The organism is Gilvimarinus xylanilyticus, from assembly GCF_024195295.1.
GTDB lineage: Bacteria > Pseudomonadota > Gammaproteobacteria > Pseudomonadales > Cellvibrionaceae > Gilvimarinus > Gilvimarinus xylanilyticus.
Genome location: NZ_JAMFTH010000005.1, coordinates 215,635 through 232,001 on the forward strand (window position 1 = coordinate 215,635; position 16,367 = coordinate 232,001).

Annotated in this window: 12 protein-coding genes; 6 read left to right on the plus strand and 6 right to left on the minus strand. The window is 54.8% G+C overall.

Going from position 1 to position 16,367, the window contains the following annotated elements:
- Positions 1-236 precede the first annotated feature (236 nt).
- The 6 genes from M6D89_RS14615 to hpf form a co-directional block, all read right to left on the minus strand.
- Entirely contained in the window at positions 237-1,739 is a 1,503-nt protein-coding gene (locus tag M6D89_RS14615; RefSeq protein ID WP_253968824.1) for an arylsulfatase, read from the minus strand.
- Between the two features lie 129 nt (positions 1,740-1,868).
- Entirely contained in the window at positions 1,869-2,261 is a 393-nt protein-coding gene (locus M6D89_RS14620) for a GFA family protein (protein ID WP_253968825.1), read from the minus strand.
- Positions 2,262-2,321: 60 nt separating this feature from the next.
- Entirely contained in the window at positions 2,322-4,709 is a 2,388-nt protein-coding gene (locus M6D89_RS14625) for a TonB-dependent receptor (RefSeq protein WP_253968826.1), read from the minus strand.
- 152 nt (positions 4,710-4,861) lie between these two features.
- Positions 4,862-6,499 carry a hypothetical protein gene (locus tag M6D89_RS14630; protein ID WP_253968827.1) on the minus strand — a complete coding sequence of 546 codons (1,638 nt, stop codon included), beginning with the start codon at positions 6,497-6,499 and terminating at the stop codon, positions 4,862-4,864.
- Positions 6,500-6,578: 79 nt separating this feature from the next.
- Positions 6,579-8,480, minus strand: coding sequence for an alkaline phosphatase PhoX (locus tag M6D89_RS14635; protein WP_253968828.1), 1,902 nt, complete (start codon positions 8,478-8,480; stop codon positions 6,579-6,581).
- A 163-nt stretch (positions 8,481-8,643) separates the two neighbouring features.
- Positions 8,644-8,976 carry a ribosome hibernation-promoting factor, HPF/YfiA family gene (hpf, locus tag M6D89_RS14640; protein WP_253968829.1) on the minus strand — a complete coding sequence of 111 codons (333 nt, stop codon included), beginning with the start codon at positions 8,974-8,976 and terminating at the stop codon, positions 8,644-8,646.
- Positions 8,977-9,122: 146 nt separating this feature from the next.
- Between hpf and M6D89_RS14645 the strand changes: the two genes are divergently transcribed.
- From M6D89_RS14645 to M6D89_RS14670, 6 genes are all read left to right on the plus strand, one after another.
- Positions 9,123-9,548, plus strand: coding sequence for a secondary thiamine-phosphate synthase enzyme YjbQ (locus tag M6D89_RS14645; protein ID WP_253968830.1), 426 nt, complete (start codon positions 9,123-9,125; stop codon positions 9,546-9,548).
- 136 nt (positions 9,549-9,684) lie between these two features.
- Positions 9,685-10,392: a FadR/GntR family transcriptional regulator gene (locus tag M6D89_RS14650; protein WP_253968831.1), complete on the plus strand. Its 708-nt coding sequence runs from the start codon at positions 9,685-9,687 to the stop codon at positions 10,390-10,392.
- 185 nt (positions 10,393-10,577) lie between these two features.
- Positions 10,578-11,354 (plus strand): SDR family NAD(P)-dependent oxidoreductase, encoded by a 777-nt coding sequence (locus M6D89_RS14655; RefSeq protein WP_253968832.1) that lies wholly within the window; start codon positions 10,578-10,580, stop codon positions 11,352-11,354.
- A gap of 83 nt (positions 11,355-11,437) precedes the next feature.
- Complete coding sequence (locus M6D89_RS14660) at positions 11,438-13,003, plus strand: sodium/sugar symporter (RefSeq protein ID WP_253968833.1); 1,566 nt, start codon at positions 11,438-11,440, stop codon at positions 13,001-13,003.
- Between the two features lies 1 nt (position 13,004).
- Complete coding sequence (locus tag M6D89_RS14665) at positions 13,005-13,856, plus strand: SMP-30/gluconolactonase/LRE family protein (RefSeq protein ID WP_253968834.1); 852 nt, start codon at positions 13,005-13,007, stop codon at positions 13,854-13,856.
- 104 nt (positions 13,857-13,960) lie between these two features.
- Positions 13,961-16,366, plus strand: coding sequence for a putative bifunctional diguanylate cyclase/phosphodiesterase (locus tag M6D89_RS14670; protein ID WP_253968835.1), 2,406 nt, complete (start codon positions 13,961-13,963; stop codon positions 16,364-16,366).
- The last annotated feature ends 1 nt before the right edge of the window (position 16,367 follow it).

The following is a 16,367-nucleotide window of genomic DNA, read 5'->3' on the forward strand; positions in this document are numbered from 1 at the left end:
ATTAGCTGTTGGCGTCAATAGGGTCGTGCTGTGGCGGTGGGTTGCGCCGCCACTGCGGCAAAACCCTCGGTCCTCCACTTCTCTGTTAAGCATCCCCCCTGTCAACTGTACTGTGCCTCGAAAGCGCTAAAGCTTGCAGTGAATTATGGGCTGAAATGTTCCGGGGCGGCGGGTAAAACCACAAATCTAGAAAAGCAGACCGCACCCCAGCCACAGAGGGCTGGGGCTCGGGTGTTTTACTGTTTCGGCGTAAAGCTGCCGCCTTCCTGGCGAGGCGGGTATTCTTTAAAGGTCGCCATAAAGTTTTTCACTAAATTTTGCAGAGGCACGAACGCGTACATGTGCCGCACCATCCAGTCGTCGTGGTAAGACGAGTCCTCGGGTGCCATTTCGAAAGGATCAGCACGCAGGTCGACCAGCAGTGGTGCTTTTAAGACGGTTTGTGCGTGCATCCACGAGCCCAGGCCGTCGTGCTCCTGGATGGAGAAATGTGCCTTCCAGGGACCGTAGCGCACCGCTCCCAGTGTTCCATCATCCACAAAGGCAAAGAACTCGTTGCGTGGCCATTCGTCTGAACCGCCTGTCAGGTTGGGCAGGACATTGTAGCCATCCAAATGCACGTTAAACTTTTTGTTGCCAGCCTGGTGGCCTTTTAACAGTTTCGCCTTAATATCGGAATCACCGGCTGCGGCCATCAACGTGGGCACCCAGTCCTCCAGCGAGATGATCTCGTTGTTAACCTGTCCGCCGGGAATTTGTGCGGGCCAGCGAACCAGCATAGGTACGCGAATACCACCTTCCCAGGTAGAGGCTTTTTCTCCCCGGAAGGGGCTGGTGCCGCCGTCGGGCCAACTGAATTTTTCCGCGCCATTATCGGTGGTGTACAGGACAATGGTGTTGTCGGTAATGCCCAGCTCGTCCAGCTTATCCAGCAGCACGCCGACCTGACCATCGTGCTCTACCATACCGTCGGCGTAAATACCGCGACCGGTTTTACCCTCTGATTCGGGTTTTAGGTGGGTAAAAATATGCATCCGCGAGGTGTTGTGCCACACGAAGAAAGGTTTATCGGCTTTGTGAGCCCGCTCAATAAAATCGAGTGTGGCGGCCAAAAACTCTTCATCAATGGTTTCCATGCGTTTGCTGGTCAAGGGGCCGGTATCTTCCACTTTGCCATCGGCGGTTGATTTGATCACACCGCGGGGGCCGAATTTCTTGCGAAATTCGGGATCTTTGGGGTAATCGGGGTTTTCTGGCTCTTCTTCTGCGTTCAGGTGGTAAAGGTTGCCAAAAAATTCATCGAAACCATGGTTGGTTGGGAGAAACTTATCTAAGTCGCCCAAATGGTTTTTACCAAACTGACCGGTGGTATAGCCCAGGGGTTTGAGCAGCTCGGCCAGGGTGGGGTCTTTTTCTGAAATACCAATGGGGTCGCCCGGCATACCAATTTTTAACAGACCGGTGCGCTTAGGCGATTGACCGGTAATAAAAGCGGCGCGCCCAGCGGTACAGCTTTGCTGACCATAACCATCGGTGAACAGAACACCTTCGTCGGCGATTCGATCGATATGGGGCGTGGTGTAGCCCATCATGCCGTGGTTGTAGGCGCTGGTGTTAAACCAGCCGATATCATCGCCCATAATCACTAAAATATTGGGTTTGTCGGCAGCGGTTACCGACGCTGATAGTAACAAAGCGCTTAAGGCACCTATTACTTTATGAAAGGTCAGTTTTTTCATTGCAACATCCTGTATGTATTGATTAATGAGTGTCTAATAGTAGACGATTTTTATGAAGGTATGGAAACATCAGAAATTTCATTACCCTTCTGCTTAGGGTAGCTGGTTGTCTTTCGCGGCGTCTAGTGGCTATTGTTCATATTGAGCAAAGACTTCCGCGCCAGTCATTTTTTTAGACTCGGCTTGAAGCGAGTAATAGTCTGGCTTTTCGTCTACAAAAGTTTCCTGGGTTAAACTCAGTTCCTGCTGTTGAAATAACCCGGCCGACAGAATGTACTGATCGGCGGGTATTAAATAGTAAAATAAATGCGTGCCACACTGGCGGCAAAATCCGCGCTCGGCCCATTCAGACGAGCGATAGCGGGACGGAGTGTCGCCGCTAAAACTGACGTCTCCTTCGCAGTGCAGGGCGTGCATGGGGCCACTGCCCCAGCGCCGGCACATGCTGCAGTGGCACAGGTCGATGTTATGGATAGATGGCGCATCGATTTCAATTGAACCGCACAGGCAGTGTCCTTTCATAGTCTTGTCCTCTGGGTAATAGAAATGATTATAGGACAATATTTCGCTTGGCTTTATGGCTTACCACTCAAAGCGCAAACCCACCAAAGGCAGTAGGCTGCCGTCCTCTTCGGAAATTTCGCCGGTGCGTTCATTAAAGTCGATGTTGGAGGGATTCTCCGAGCCCAGTAAGTTAATAATATCCACAAAAGCAATCACCTGGGTGCGGCCAATGGCGCGGCGATAATCTACGCGAATATTGAGCGAGCTGTAGCCATCGTAACGCAGTGTGTTGTTGGTAATAGTTTCGCGGCTGTAGCGCAGCGGTTCGCCTTCGCCGAGCACATTGTCGTGAATAATATAGTCGCCATAGGGGCGTCCCGATGCCCACTTCCAGCGACCGGATAATTTCCAGCGCTGGTTGATTTCCCAGGTGCCCCCCAGGCTAACGGAATGAGGCCGATGGTAGTCGGCGTCGTATTCCGGGCCGCTGGGGGAATCCTTTAACACTGCGTCGTTATAGGAATAGGTGGCGCTGGCCGACCAGCCGTTGTCGAATTGGCGGGTAATGGCGGTATCCACGCCGAAAGAGGTGCCTTCGCCGTTGTTGTTAAAGCGCTGATTCACGCCGTCGGCTATCACGACCAAATCGCTCAGCTGTTGATAGTAGGGTTCCACGAAGATATCCCACAGGGGGGCGAATCGGTACTGAAAACCCAAGCTCATTTGGTCGATGGTTTCATAGCCGAGCGCTGCGCCGCTGGTATTGCTCGCCAAGTCTTTTATTTCCGGGCGCTGCAGATAGCGCCCCGCGGTAGCGCTGACACTGGTGTTGGATGTGAGCTGCCACGACGCTGCGACACGAGGCGAGACGCCTTCGGCGTTGGTAAATTCATCGCCTTCGTAACGCAGGCCTATGCGAGCGTCCCAGGTGTTCCAGGAAAACGCCTGTTCCATAAAAGCGGCGTACTGCAGGCCGCGTTTTTGATAATCGGTGTTCACTCCATCGGACGTCAACACGATATATTGTTGCTCGGGGTTGGGGCGAAAATCCGATTGCTCATATTCGTAGCGAATCCATTCGCCGTCGATCTGGCGCTGTAGGTTTAGCTCCAGCTGGTTTAAACGCAAACCTGTATTGAATCGCCCCCAGTTATTGTCGGCGGAGAAGTCGAGCCGCCAGCCAATTTCGGTGTCGTCCTGGCTGGCGGTGATAATGGGAAAGCGACGGGGGATTTGGTCTTGCGCTGTCTCCGGGGGCACATCACTGGGGTAGGCTTCGCCGACTTGGCTGTCCTCGCCAAAGCGGCGGTAGTAGAGGCGATTGGTGAGCTCGGCGCTGTCTCCCAATAATTGCCGATAGCTAATCGCCGCCAGGGTATTATCTGTCGATTGCTGCACCAGCTCGACGTCTTGGTAGTTGCCGGGTTCGTCTTCATCCGAGTTGAGTACATGCTCCAGGGTGCGCTCATACTCTTCCGGGGCGTGAATCAATAAAAACTCCAGTTCGTTGCCGCTGTCAAAGTCGGTATGGGTTTTAAAAATAATATCGGTGACTTCCGGCTCACCGGCATCGTTCATACCCACCAAATCAAACAAGCGGCCAAAATTAAGTTGGCGTGCGGAAAACAACACGCTGGTGTTGTCGGTGACAAAGCTCGGCCCATCGTAGCCTACCTCCAGTCCGGCGATATCCAAGCGCGCGGTGTAAGAGGGGGTGTCGGGGTTACCCCGGGCGACGTCTAACTCCAGCAGTGAGCCGGCCCGTCCACCATAGGCGGAGGACCAGCCCCCCGGTTGAAAGCTGGCCCGGTCAATGACATTGGGCGCAAAAATACTGTAGCGGCCGCCTTCTTCGGCATCGCCGAGCTCGCCAAAGCTATCGCTAAAGTGCACCACAGAATCAAAGGGAATGCCGTCGACTAAAATTTGATTGTCGCGGGGTCCGCTACCGCGCACGGTATAGGTTGAGAACTGACTGTCGGCAAACAGTCCAGGCAGGCCATCAAGGGCGCGCAGCACATCGCTGCCGCTACCGGCTGAGCTGCGCAAGGCCTCGCGGTCTTTTTCACTGGCGCCCACCGAGCTAAGCCAGTTGCTACCAATGCTGTTGCCCAGCACCAGAACTTCTTCCAGGTTAGTTCTAGCGACTGACATAGAAACTTGCACCGGCGTGGTTTTGTCTTCTACCAGGCGCACGCTGGGTAGGCGCACGCGATCATAGCCCTCTGACATTAACTCAACCTGATACAGCCCGGCGTCCAAATTTTCTATCCGGCCGCGTCCGTCAGGCTGCGTTTGTATGCGCCACTGGCGGTTGTCGCGATCGGTCACCACGACTTCCACATTGTCCACCGCGCGTTTGCTGTTGGCGTCGCTTACGTTGACCAGTAAATCGGCCGCCCAGAGGGAGGGGGCAATACAGGCAATTACCAAGGCCGTTAGCGAGTGCGGAAGACGAGTGGGCATAGGACATCCTTAGTCGGGTTTGTGAGCGGCACTGAGCAAACTATACGCTAAAACCTGAAAATAGATGTGTGCAGAGAAAACGCTCTGATAATAAAAGAATGCGCAAGCGAAAACGTTAACCCCTGGGCGGGGTTAACGATCAACCTGTGGGTTTATTCGATGCTTTCCCAGTCCAGACGAATATCCCATTGATGGCGGAATTCGCCTGCCAGCGGCTCGATACTGGTATCGATTTCCCGGTAAACATTTTTCGCGGGGCTTAAGACCGCGTCGCGGCCGAACAAAAAGCTCTGTTCTTTGACGATACGGTAATACGCTTTGTTCAGGTCTAACGCGCGGCGTACCGAGGGCGCAATAATATCGTAAATCGAATTTTGCGCCGCGACTTTTTGCGCGTCCACCTTTCCTTGAGCGTCGAACCAGCGCTCTAGCATTTCGCCATTTTGGCGAAACTCGTCGCCGCCGCCCACTCGTTCCAGATAGGTTAAATACTCGCCTTTGCTTTCGCCCAAATTAGGGGCGTCTTTAAGCGATTGCAGGTTAATATAACCCCAACCCTCGGCGCCGGGCTTTTTGCGCGCAAAAGCAAAGGTATTATCGATCGTGGTGCCGATGGTTTTGTGGCAGCCCATGCAAAAGAAAGTCTCTTGTTGGTTTTGCTCGCGCAGCTCGCCGTTGGCATCTTCAATAAAGCCCCATAGCAACCAGCCCATACCATTGCTGGTGCCGCGATCGCCATGGGTAGACACCTGAGGTAAGTTGCCAAAATGTTTTTCTTTGGCCTCGCGGTAGTAACTGCTTTTTAAGCGCGCTTGGGACATCATAGTGTGCTTGCGCATATAGCGTACTTCTTTCATTCGCCGGGCGTTAACGATTTGCTCGCCCTCCAGACCGACATAGCGCACCGTGTGCAAAAACTCTGTGCCTTTGGGGTACAGCATATGAGTCAGGGGCACAGTAAAGGCGTCGCCGAAATAAGTGTCGCGGCGCTTGATGTGGCTGACCTGCGCCTCCATTTCGCCATTGCCATTAAAGTCGATGCCGGCGGCGCGCTCATCCAAGGCAATAGTGCTGATTGACGGCTGGTCAGTAATGGCCATTTCCACCAGCGCCAAATTGGCGTAGTAGACGTCCCGCGAATACTGGCCATCCACTTCGCTGAATGCCTGGGGTAGACGAATCATTACGTCGTCGGTGGAGCCGTTGGTGGGCCAAAAAGTGCTGGGGACCGGCTTGTAATTAAAAGCGACCCAACGGCTGCCGTCTTTGGCCAGGCCATGTTCGTCAAAGGCAGCAGCGCCGTCGGCCAGGTTGGCAATGTTGGGTGCGCGCCCCTGCCAGGCATCCGATTCCAGCCATTTGGCTAAAGCGGTGTAGTTGTCCTGATTGATGTAGCGACGCATAAAGTCGTCGCTGATATCGGCAATTTCGCTGCTGCGATCTTTAAACAGGTTGGCCCAGCGATTGGTATTGCCGATGTCGGAAAAATCGTAGGCGCCCTGTAGAAAACCGTCGTTCATCATATTGGGACGGTTGCGCTCTTGCAGATAGCTTTGGTGGCAGACATAACAGGGATTATTTTTACCCTCGGTTTTGGTGTAGCACTGCGGTGGGATTACGGCCTCGGGGTTATAGGTCTCACCGTGTTTAATATAATCGGCGGGGTCGTGCTGGGGAGTAAACCCGGTATCGGCCTGCGCACTGCTCACCAATGTATGGGTAGTGGTTTGTTGGTCGCATCCTGTGCTTAACGCGGCTGCGAACAACAGCAAAATAATGGTGCGATACATAACTGTACCTTTGTGATCTTCTTATACGAAAAAAGGAGCCGCGATGCGGCTCCCGTTAAGTGGTCATACCATCGGCTTATTAGTCGTTAACGGTGGGGTCGTACATCCACAGAGTATTGTTCTCTTGGAAGCCGTCCTCGCCGATAACAATGCGGCCGTCTTCTAACACGATCACATTGTCGGGCTGAGACAGGGCGTTCACATCACAGCGTTCGGCGCCGTCCAGGCTAGAGCGGTAGGTCGAGCCCATGACCACAGGTTCTATACGGTTAACATCATAGGCGTCGGCCCCGGTTAACAAAGGCATGCGATAAACGCCGCCGCACTCTTTTACCCGCGGGGTCAGCTGGATATCGCCTTCGTCATCCACCATGCCGTTGTCCATGTCGGCAATGGCAAAGTAAACATAGGCTTGGTTTACCTCTTCGCCGGCAATCAGGTCAGTGCCTTCAACCGCTTCTTCGGCGCGCTTGTGGTTAACGTAAATACCCTCGAACTTGCGCCACTCGGCGGTAGCGCCTTTGGCCCGTGCGGCCTTGCGCGATTCCAAAAAGGCGATGCGATCATCCATGGGCATACCAGCGGTGGTGCTGCCGCCGCCATTGGCAACGCTCGGGTAGTTGGCTTCACCGGCGGCCCAGGCGTCGGCGTCCGCGTCGGTCAGATAGTTACTCTGGCCTTCGACGAAATCGGCGGTGGTAATGTCATCAAAGTCGGCAATCCAGCCGTCAATGGTGGCGTTGTCGCTGTGGGCCAATTCAATCCACTCGATGTCAAAGCCGGTGGTCAATGGCTCAAAGCTGCCGGCATCCTGGGTCAGCTTGGCACCGTACAAGGTACCCGCTGACAAGTCGCCCGCATTGTCGGCGACAAACTTAAACATCACGCCGTTGGTGTCATCCTGCGACAGGTAAACGGTTTTAGAGTCGGGCATCACAATGGAGTTTTCGTGCTCAAAACGCCCTAAGGTGTAATGCTTAACCGGTACCGGCTTGTCGCTGGTGGGTTCTGTGATTTCCACGATGTAGTGGTATCGATAGGTGTTGGGGAAGCTCGCGGCACCGTCGGCATCGCTGGCGGTGGGGTCAATATACATCGCCATCATATCGCGCGCGGTTTGCAGCGATGGATCGTTCCACTCTTGGGTATCGTCGCCCTGATTGCCCCATTCTTCTGAGGTAAGTGGCGTGCCCCAGGGAGATACCGAGCCAAAGCAGTTGGCGATGGTGCCATAGGTGCCAAAATCCAGCATCTGCACATCGTTGCTGTCCACAGACCAGTAACCGGTGCTGGCGTCTTTGTTCAGTTTAATGCGGCTCATACCGCCGGGAATCGATTCCCAGTTGGTAAACAAGTAGCCTTGATTGTCGCCGGTGGGAACAAAGCCGTTAAAGTCGGGAGTGTCGCTGGAAACGACTTGAGTGCTGCCATCAGTGGCCATCACGCTGCCGAGACCCTCGGGCAGGGCGCCGCCAAAGTTATCCATGGTTTGCCCCAGCACTTGATACTCGCCGTAGGCGACCTGCACCGTTTCGCGCTCTTGCTGAGTTTGTGGCACGCCCACTGACACCAGATTTTTCGGCAGTTGGTTAACGTTGACCCCCGCGAGAACACCCACGGTACCGGTGTTAAAAATCTTGCCGTCGTTGTCGGCGGTGGTGTTAGCGTCGCTGGGGTGCTGTACGTTAAAGAACAGATCGCCGCCGTCGGTTACATAGGCGCCGGTCACTTCGGCGCCGGCGGGCACGGTGGCCAGACGGGTCAGACCGGGGGTCATCAGGCTGGCGCTGCCATCACTGCCGCCTTCGCCATTGCCATCGGTTCCATCTTCGCCGTCTTCCCCGGCGGGGCCTTCAGGACCTTGTGGGCCAGCGGGGCCCTGGGCGCCGTCGTTACCGTCGTCGCCATCGCAGGCGGCGAGCATCATGGCGCTGATCATGGCCAGCATCAGGCGGCCTTTGCTATTCAGGGTAAACGTCATTGTTATCTCCTCGTTTTTTAATGGTGGCTAAACACGGGAGCCAACATTAGTGAGCCGAGGTGACGCTTATTGAACTGTTCGGTTAAGTTTCCGTGAAGTTTTTAAGACAATTAAGCCACAGCAAATACTGTGGCTTATTACATGAAGTGATAATGGGGTGGGATTAGCTGGCCAGGGCGTCTTCGTCATCCAGCGCCGGTTTGTCGTGGCGATTGCCTTTTACCGAACCCTTGCGGTGGGCCAGTGCCGCTTCCATTTTTTTGGCGGCCTGAGCAATAGCGGTGTACATGTCGTGGTCGGCTGCCTGAACCGCCACCGGAGCACCCAGGTATTGGGTCGTGGCTTCGATGCTCTGGCTAGAGCGCTCGACGGTGAGGGTAATGTTAATAGAGTCCAGCTGGGGGAAGTGCTTGGCAACCTTGCCGAATTTCGCTTCTACATTCTCTTTGATAGCGTCTGTAACTGTAACGTGATGACCGGATACATTGATTTGCATAGACTTGCTTCCTTTTACCGCTTACCTCTGAAGTTAGGGGCGGCGCTTTTGCGAGCGCCACAGTTTAAACATGAGCCCGAAGCGGAAAAATATCAAGGCTAAAAACGCTAAAATTTGACAAATCTGTAATATTTGGAGGAATTGCTATGTGGGTACAACGTGAAATTCAGCTGGCCCCCAAACCCCGGGGTTTCCATTTGGTCACTGGTGAGATCGAGCGTCAGCTGCCCGAATTAAGTGAATTTAATGTGGGGCTGATTCAGGTGTTTATCCAGCACACCTCGGCCAGTCTGAGTATCAATGAGAACGCTGACCCTACCGTGCGTGGCGATTTAGAGCGCCACTTTAACCACTTTGTGCCCGAGCGCGCGCCCTACTACGAGCATGATTATGAGGGCGATGATGACATGCCCGCGCATATCAAAAGCAGCATTTTGGGGGTGAGCCTGATGCTGCCGATTACCGAGGGGCGCTTAAATCTGGGAACCTGGCAGGGGATTTACCTGTGTGAGCACCGCAATCGCGGTGGCGCACGGAGATTGGTGATTACCCTGCAGGGGGAGGGTTGGTAGCGTTATCATTCGTCATTGACAGAAACGCCTATTTATTTAGGTTAAATGGAGACATAGGGAAATGATTGCGGTAACATTATCTGATTGATAAGAATAGTTAAGCTGGAAATCAGAACAATCCAACAGGTAAAGGACTATGAATACCTTTGATGACAACCGCAATCTGACCCATCAGGTTACCTACGAGTTGGGGCGCGCCATTGTGCAGGGCAAATACGCGGCGGGTGATAGTTTTCCCACGGAGGCGCAAATGTGCCGCCACTACCAGATCAGTCGCAGTGTGATTCGCGAGGCGGTCAAAATGCTTACCGCCAAAAAGCTGATCTCATCGCGGCCACGTCAGGGGATTCGGGTTTTGCCCCCCTCGGCCTGGAATGTGTTTGACCCGGATGTGCTGCAGTGGAGCCTGAGCAGCCGCCCCTCGGTGCAGTTGCTACGAGAATTTACCGAGTTGCGAATGGCCCTTGAGCCAGATGCCGCGGCTCTGGCGGCAGGGCGCGCCGACCAAGCATCGGTGGCGGAGATCCATCGGGCTTTGCAACAGTTAGACGCTGCCGCGCGCGGTGATGACGATTCGGTTGAGGCCGCCATTGCCTTCCACACCGCGGTTTTACGGGCCAGCGATAATCGATTTTTTATCCAGTTGTGTCATTTTATCCATACCGCTATCGGCGCCGATACCGCTACCAATCAGGTGATTTTGGCCAGCGCTTTGAGTGATTACCAAATGGTGGCCCAGGCCATTGCCAGCGCCGATGAGTCGGCCGCGCGCCGGGCCATGCAGCGCTTGCTGAGCGGGCTCGCCCCACGGGCGGGCGCCGCCCCCGTGGCGCAAGCGTCTTAAAGGCAGGATGAACGTGGGTTTTGCCCTGGTTAGTGGGGCCGCCTTTTTAGCTTGATAGGGGCATAGGCAATAAGAGTGTCCGCTGGCCACGATCATTTTCATCTGACGCAGCATTCCTAGACAGAAGGCGATATACTCTGCAGCGAGTCGGAAATATAACCGAGGTCGGTGTTTAGAGGTGAACCATGTCCCCAACCCCTGAGCGTACGCTCTACCCCAGCCTAAAAGGCCAGACGGTATTTATTACCGGAGGCGCTACCGGTATCGGAGCGTGCATGGTCGAGGCTTTTTTGTATCAGGGATGTCGCGTTGGTTTTGTCGATATAGCCGCCACGGATGGTAAGCAGTTATGCCGCGAGATGGAGATTAAGTATCCCGGCGCGGTTATTTTTATTCCCTGCGATGTAACCGATGTGCCGGCGCTGCGCGACGCGATCCAGACCGTCGAGACCGAGCTGGGCACGATAGCGGTGCTGATTAACAACGTCGCCAATGACAAGCGGTGCGACCCGCGATCCCTGTCGGACGAAAGCTGGCACAGCTCGCTGGCAGTTAATCTGGACGCGGCCTTCTTTACCACCCGCGCCATAGCGCCGGGTATGACCAAGCGCGGCGGCGGCTCCATTATCAATTTCAGCTCGATTAATGCCGTGCTAGGCCCCGCGCAAATGCCCAGCTATGTCACCGCCAAGGCGGGCCTCTTGGGCCTGACCCGAGCACTGGCGTCGGATTTCGCCTCGGACAATATCCGTGTCAATGCCATTATTCCCGGCTGGGTCGCCACCGATAAGCAGTTAGAAAAGTGGTTAAGCCCCGAAAAAGAGGCCGAGTGGATGGACAGTGTGCGTTTAAAACGCCGCCTGATGCCCGCCGATGTGGCCAATATGGCACTTTTTCTGGCATCGAGTGATGCCTCTATGATTACCGGACAACAATTTGTGGTCGATGGCGGGCGCCTGTAGTGGGCACTCGGATCAATCCATAATAATAAAACCCGCGTTTAGCGGAATAATTCTAAAAAACGATAATACTCTGGGAGTTGCGTATGTCTTTATCAACGGTCGATATAACGGCCTTTGCCCTCTATTGTGTGGCCCTGGTGGCCATTGCCTGGTGGGTGTCACGGGAAAAAGCCGGTCACGACAAAAATTCAGAAGATTACTTTTTAGCCGGTAAATCTCTGCCTTGGTGGGCGATTGGGGCTTCGTTGATTGCCGCCAATATATCGGCTGAGCAGATTATCGGTATGTCCGGTTCGGGCTTTGCCATCGGCTTGGGTATCGCCTCGTACGAGTGGATGGCAGCCATTACCCTGCTGATTATCGGTAAGTACTTTTTGCCGATCTTCCTCAAAAAGGGCATTTACACCATGCCCCAGTTTTTGGAAGAGCGCTACGATCACCGGGTGCGGATTATCATGGCGGTGTTTTGGCTGGCGCTGTATGTGCTGGTTAACCTGACTTCTGTGCTCTGGCTAGGTGCGTTGGCGATTAACGCCATCACCGGGTTGGATTTGGTCTATGGCTTGGTGTTCTTGGCCGCCTTCTCGGTGGGCTACTCGATTTACGGCGGCCTAAAAGCCGTTGCGTTAACGGACATCATCCAGGTGGTGCTGCTTATCTTCGGCGGCTTGTTGGTGTCCTATCTGGCGCTGGATAAAATTGCCGATGGCCAGGGCGCCTGGACGGGCTTTAGCATGATGTTGGCCGAGATGCCCGAAAAGTTCGACATGATTCTCGACCCCTCCAACGAGCACTACATCAGCCTGCCGGGTATCTCGGTGCTGGTGGGTGGTCTGTGGATTATGAATTTGTCCTACTGGGGTTTTAACCAATACATCACCCAGCGCACTCTGGCGGCCAAAAGTCTGGCCGAGGCGCAAAAAGGTATCGCTTTTGCCGCTTACTTAAAGCTGCTGATGCCTGTGATTGTGGTGCTGCCCGGCATAGCCGCGGCCATGTTGACCCCGGATTTGGCCAAGCCCGATCAGGCCTACCCCGAAATGATGAAGCTGGTGCCCCAGGGCCTGCTGGGTATTACCTTTGCCGCGCTGGTGGCGGCGATCGCCTCGTCGCTGGGCTCCATGGTCAACTCCATTTCCACGATTTTTACCGTGGATATCTACAAGCGCGTGATCAACCCCGAAGTCAGCGAGCACAAGATGGTCTGGCTGGGCCGGGTGGTCGCGGTGCTCTCGATGATTGTGGCCGTTATCATCGCCCGTCCGCTGCTGGGTAACTTTCCCCAGGCGTTTCAGTATATTCAGGAGTTCACCGGCTTCTTTACCCCGGGCATTGTCAGCATCTTTTTGCTGGGCTTTTTCTGGAAAAAGGCCACCGCCTTGTCGGCGCTGGCATCGGCCTTTGCGTCGGTTATTTTGTCGGCACTGTTTTGGCTATTTCTGCCCGAGTTTCCGTTTATGGATCGCGTGGGCGTGGTGTTTTTACTGTGTGTCGCCATCTCGGTGGCACTTACTCTGGCGGCGGGTAGTAAAGAGCAGGAAAAGGCTATTCAGCTGGGCGATATCGATTTTTCCACCAGTGGCAGTTACACCCTGCTGAGTATTGGGGTACTGGTGATTACCGCGGCGCTCTATATTACCTGGTGGTAAAGTGGAGCTAGTCGCCGAAATCGAGCTTGGCTGCGAGTTGGGCGAGGGTGTGCTGTGGGATGACCTAGAGCAGCGCATCTGGTGGACCGACATTTTGGGGCAGTGTCTATACAGTGCCGCCATAGACGGCACTGAGCTTAGGCGCTGGCCCGTCCCCGAGGCCATTACTGCCTTTGGCTTTACCCACACGCCGGGCCAGCTTATCTGCAGCTTCGCCAGTGGCATCGGCTATTTTCGGCCCACTACCGGCAAGTACCAGTGGTTGGTGCGCCCGTCTTTGAGTGGCGCCGCGCGTTTTAACGACGGCCGGGTCGACCCCTGGGGTAATTTCTGGGCGGGCACCCTGTCCCCCGGGCAATCCCGCGCTAAGCTGTATCGTTACGACGGCGAGCTGATTGAGGCGCGCACCGGCCTGGAGATTGCCAATGGCCTGTGCTGGAGCCCCGACGGCAGCCAGCTCTACCACGCCGATTCGCCGCGCCGGGAAATAAGAGTGTTTCGCCCAAGCGATGGTGAATTGGGGGCCGGGCGAGTGTTCTGTCGCACGCCTGAGGGTATCTACCCCGACGGCGCCTGCACCGATGCGGATGGCAATCTTTGGAGTGCCCAGTGGGGCGGTTCGCGGGTCGTTTGCTACAGCCCGGCGGGCGATGTGATTCACACCTTGATGCTACCGGTATCGCAACCTTCCTGTGTGGCCTGGGGCGGGCCCGAGCTGCAACACCTGCTAGTCACCAGCGCCTGGGAGCACATGAGCCCCGAGCAGCGCCGCCGCGAACCCCGCGCGGGTAATCTCTTTGTTTATCACACTTCTTTTCGCGGCCGCCCGTGCGACCGCTGGGTGGAAAACTAGGTGTAATAAAAGGTAAACCCCGCTATGATCATAGAAAAATACGCCAACCGGGAAGGTGGAATCGAAACGCAGGAGAGCATAATAGAGGATCAGCGGCACCTTTTATGACCATCGACCTGTTTCAACGATTGTCCTACAAGCTAGCGCGCACCAGCTTTGTGGTGGTGGTGCTGTTGGGCATAGCGGTAGCCAGTTTGCAGGTCTATCTGGATTTTCGCACTCAGTACCGGGATATTCGCGCTAACGTTGAAGAGATCAGCCGGGTCAGTCGCACCGCCGCCCAGCGCGCGGTGTTTTTACTGGATGAGCGACTCGCCGAGCAGGTGGTCGAGGGGCTATCCGAGTACCGTTTTCTCAGTTATATCGCTATTTTGAACGATGAGGGGCGGGTCATGGCCGAGCATCGGCGCCCCCTCGTCGCCAGCAATACCCAGTGGTTGACTCATCTGTTGGTGGGCGACACTGAAATGTTTGCTTTTCCTCTGTCGACCTCTGCAGCTCTCCCCCCGGGTAGTTTGCGTCTGGAGTTGAACAAAGACGCCGCACTCAGTAATTTTTATCAGCGCGCCTGGCGAGTTCTGCTGACCGGTACCGCGCGCAATATCGGCCTGGCGTTTGTGCTGGTACTTATCTATCACTTTTTGCTCACCCGTCCGCTGGTCACTCTGGCCTCGCGTTTTGCCGCGCTCGATCACGCTCAGGTGCCGGTTAATAATATTCCCCACCTGCGCAAACACGAACAAGACGAGCTGGGTTATATCGTCAACTCGGCTAATCGCCTGCTTGCCCACTTTAATCATCAGCACACCGAGTTGCAGCATCAACAGCAGCAACTAAGCTTGATTCTCGATGCCAGCCCCAATCAGGTTTTTGCGGTGAACGACAGCGGGCATCTGCTGTTTTATAACCAGGCGTTTAAAAACTATTTTGAGCGTGTGGATGGCAATAACTACTTTGAGCTGCTGCGCCAGGCCGGAGTGAAAGAGGCGGGGCAAATTCGCGCCCTGGTGCAACGGGTGTGTCGCAAACAGGCGCCGGTGTTTAATCGCCAGCAGCATTTGAGCGGCGTGCATAACGAAAACCATGTGATGCAAATGTCGCTGGTGCCGTTTATTGCCGAACACAGCACCCATGTAATTGTGGTGCTCAACAATATTACCGAATTGGTCGAGGCCGAAGAGCGGGTCGAGTATCTCGCCTATTGCGATACCCTGACCGGGCTCGCTAACCGCAACCGCATTCTCGAGCAGCTGCAAGAAGACTTACACAAATGCAAAGCCAGCAACCGCTACGGCGCCGTGCTGCTGATTGATTTAAACGATTTTAAGCGCATTAACGACACCATGGGCCATAGCCTGGGGGATGAGCTGCTGTTACACATTTCCCAACGCATGGCGATGCGGGTGCGCGAACCCGAAACACTGGCGCGCTTGGGCGGCGATGAATTTATTCTCAGTATGCCCGAAATTGGCGCCAGCCCCGAAGAGGCTCGCCACCGCGCTGAGCAGGTCGCCGATCGCTTTTTGCAAACCATTCGCCAGCCCGTTACCCTCGCCAATCAGGACTTTTCTATCAATGCGACGGTGGGTATTGCGCTTTACCCCCAGCGCGACGTTACCGTTGAGTTATTACTCTCTCAGGCCGATACCGCCCTTAACGAGGCCAAGCGTCGCCCCCACGGGCACTACCAGGTGTTTGAGCCGCAAATGGCCGAAGAGGTAAACCGCTTGTTGCAGCTCGAGTCGGATATTCGCGCCGCTTATCAAGAGCATCACTTTACGTTTTACCTGCAACCGCTAATTGATCTGCACGCCCGCGTATTGGTCGGTGCCGAGGCGCTGATTCGCTGGGAGCACCCCACCCGCGGATTGGTGCAGCCGGGTGCGTTTATCGGCTTTTTGGAAAACTCCGATATGATCAACCCGGTGGGCTTGCAACTACTGGACGACGTCTGCCAGTTTATTCGCCGGCAAAAAGAACTGGGGCGGTTTCCTGCCGAATTGCGGGTGGCGGTTAATATCAGCGAGCGCCAGCTTTACGATGCCGACTTTGTAGGCAAATGCTTAAGCGTACTGCATAAATACAAATTGCCCGGCAGCTGCCTGGAATTTGAAATCACCGAAGGGGCGGCGTTGCACAATATCGACGAAGTCGTGGATAAAATGCGCAAGCTGCAAAACGAGGGGATCACCTTTGCCCTGGACGATTTCGGTACTGGCTACAGCTCGCTCAGCTATCTTAAGCGTCTGCCGGTGAATAAAATTAAAATCGATAAATCCTTTATCGACGATATTACCATCGACCCCCAAGACGCTGCCATGGTGGCCTCGATTATCGCCATTGCCAGCAATATGAATTTGCTGATTGTCGCCGAAGGGGTAGAGACGGATGCCCAGGCCCAGTGGCTCAGTCAGTACGAGGGTATTCTGATTCAAGGGTATTTATTCGACAGGCCGCTCCAGGCTCAGGCGTTTGCGCAAAACTATTTGCCCGAATCGCCCACCTTTTAAA

What these genes read in the sequence shown, in the direction of transcription:
- M6D89_RS14625 (WP_253968826.1), bottom strand. Translation starts at nt 4,709, where the DNA reads ATGCCCACTCGTCTTCCGCACTCGCTAACGGCCTTGGTAATTGCCTGT.
- M6D89_RS14660 (WP_253968833.1), top strand. Translation starts at nt 11,438, where the DNA reads ATGTCTTTATCAACGGTCGATATAACGGCCTTTGCCCTCTATTGTGTG.
- M6D89_RS14645 (WP_253968830.1), top strand. Translation starts at nt 9,123, where the DNA reads ATGTGGGTACAACGTGAAATTCAGCTGGCCCCCAAACCCCGGGGTTTC.
- M6D89_RS14670 (WP_253968835.1), top strand. Translation starts at nt 13,961, where the DNA reads ATGACCATCGACCTGTTTCAACGATTGTCCTACAAGCTAGCGCGCACC.
- M6D89_RS14620 (WP_253968825.1), bottom strand. Translation starts at nt 2,261, where the DNA reads ATGAAAGGACACTGCCTGTGCGGTTCAATTGAAATCGATGCGCCATCT.
- M6D89_RS14635 (WP_253968828.1), bottom strand. Translation starts at nt 8,480, where the DNA reads ATGACGTTTACCCTGAATAGCAAAGGCCGCCTGATGCTGGCCATGATC.
- M6D89_RS14650 (WP_253968831.1), top strand. Translation starts at nt 9,685, where the DNA reads ATGAATACCTTTGATGACAACCGCAATCTGACCCATCAGGTTACCTAC.
- M6D89_RS14630 (WP_253968827.1), bottom strand. Translation starts at nt 6,499, where the DNA reads ATGTATCGCACCATTATTTTGCTGTTGTTCGCAGCCGCGTTAAGCACA.
- M6D89_RS14615 (WP_253968824.1), bottom strand. Translation starts at nt 1,739, where the DNA reads ATGAAAAAACTGACCTTTCATAAAGTAATAGGTGCCTTAAGCGCTTTG.
- M6D89_RS14655 (WP_253968832.1), top strand. Translation starts at nt 10,578, where the DNA reads ATGTCCCCAACCCCTGAGCGTACGCTCTACCCCAGCCTAAAAGGCCAG.
- hpf (WP_253968829.1), bottom strand. Translation starts at nt 8,976, where the DNA reads ATGCAAATCAATGTATCCGGTCATCACGTTACAGTTACAGACGCTATC.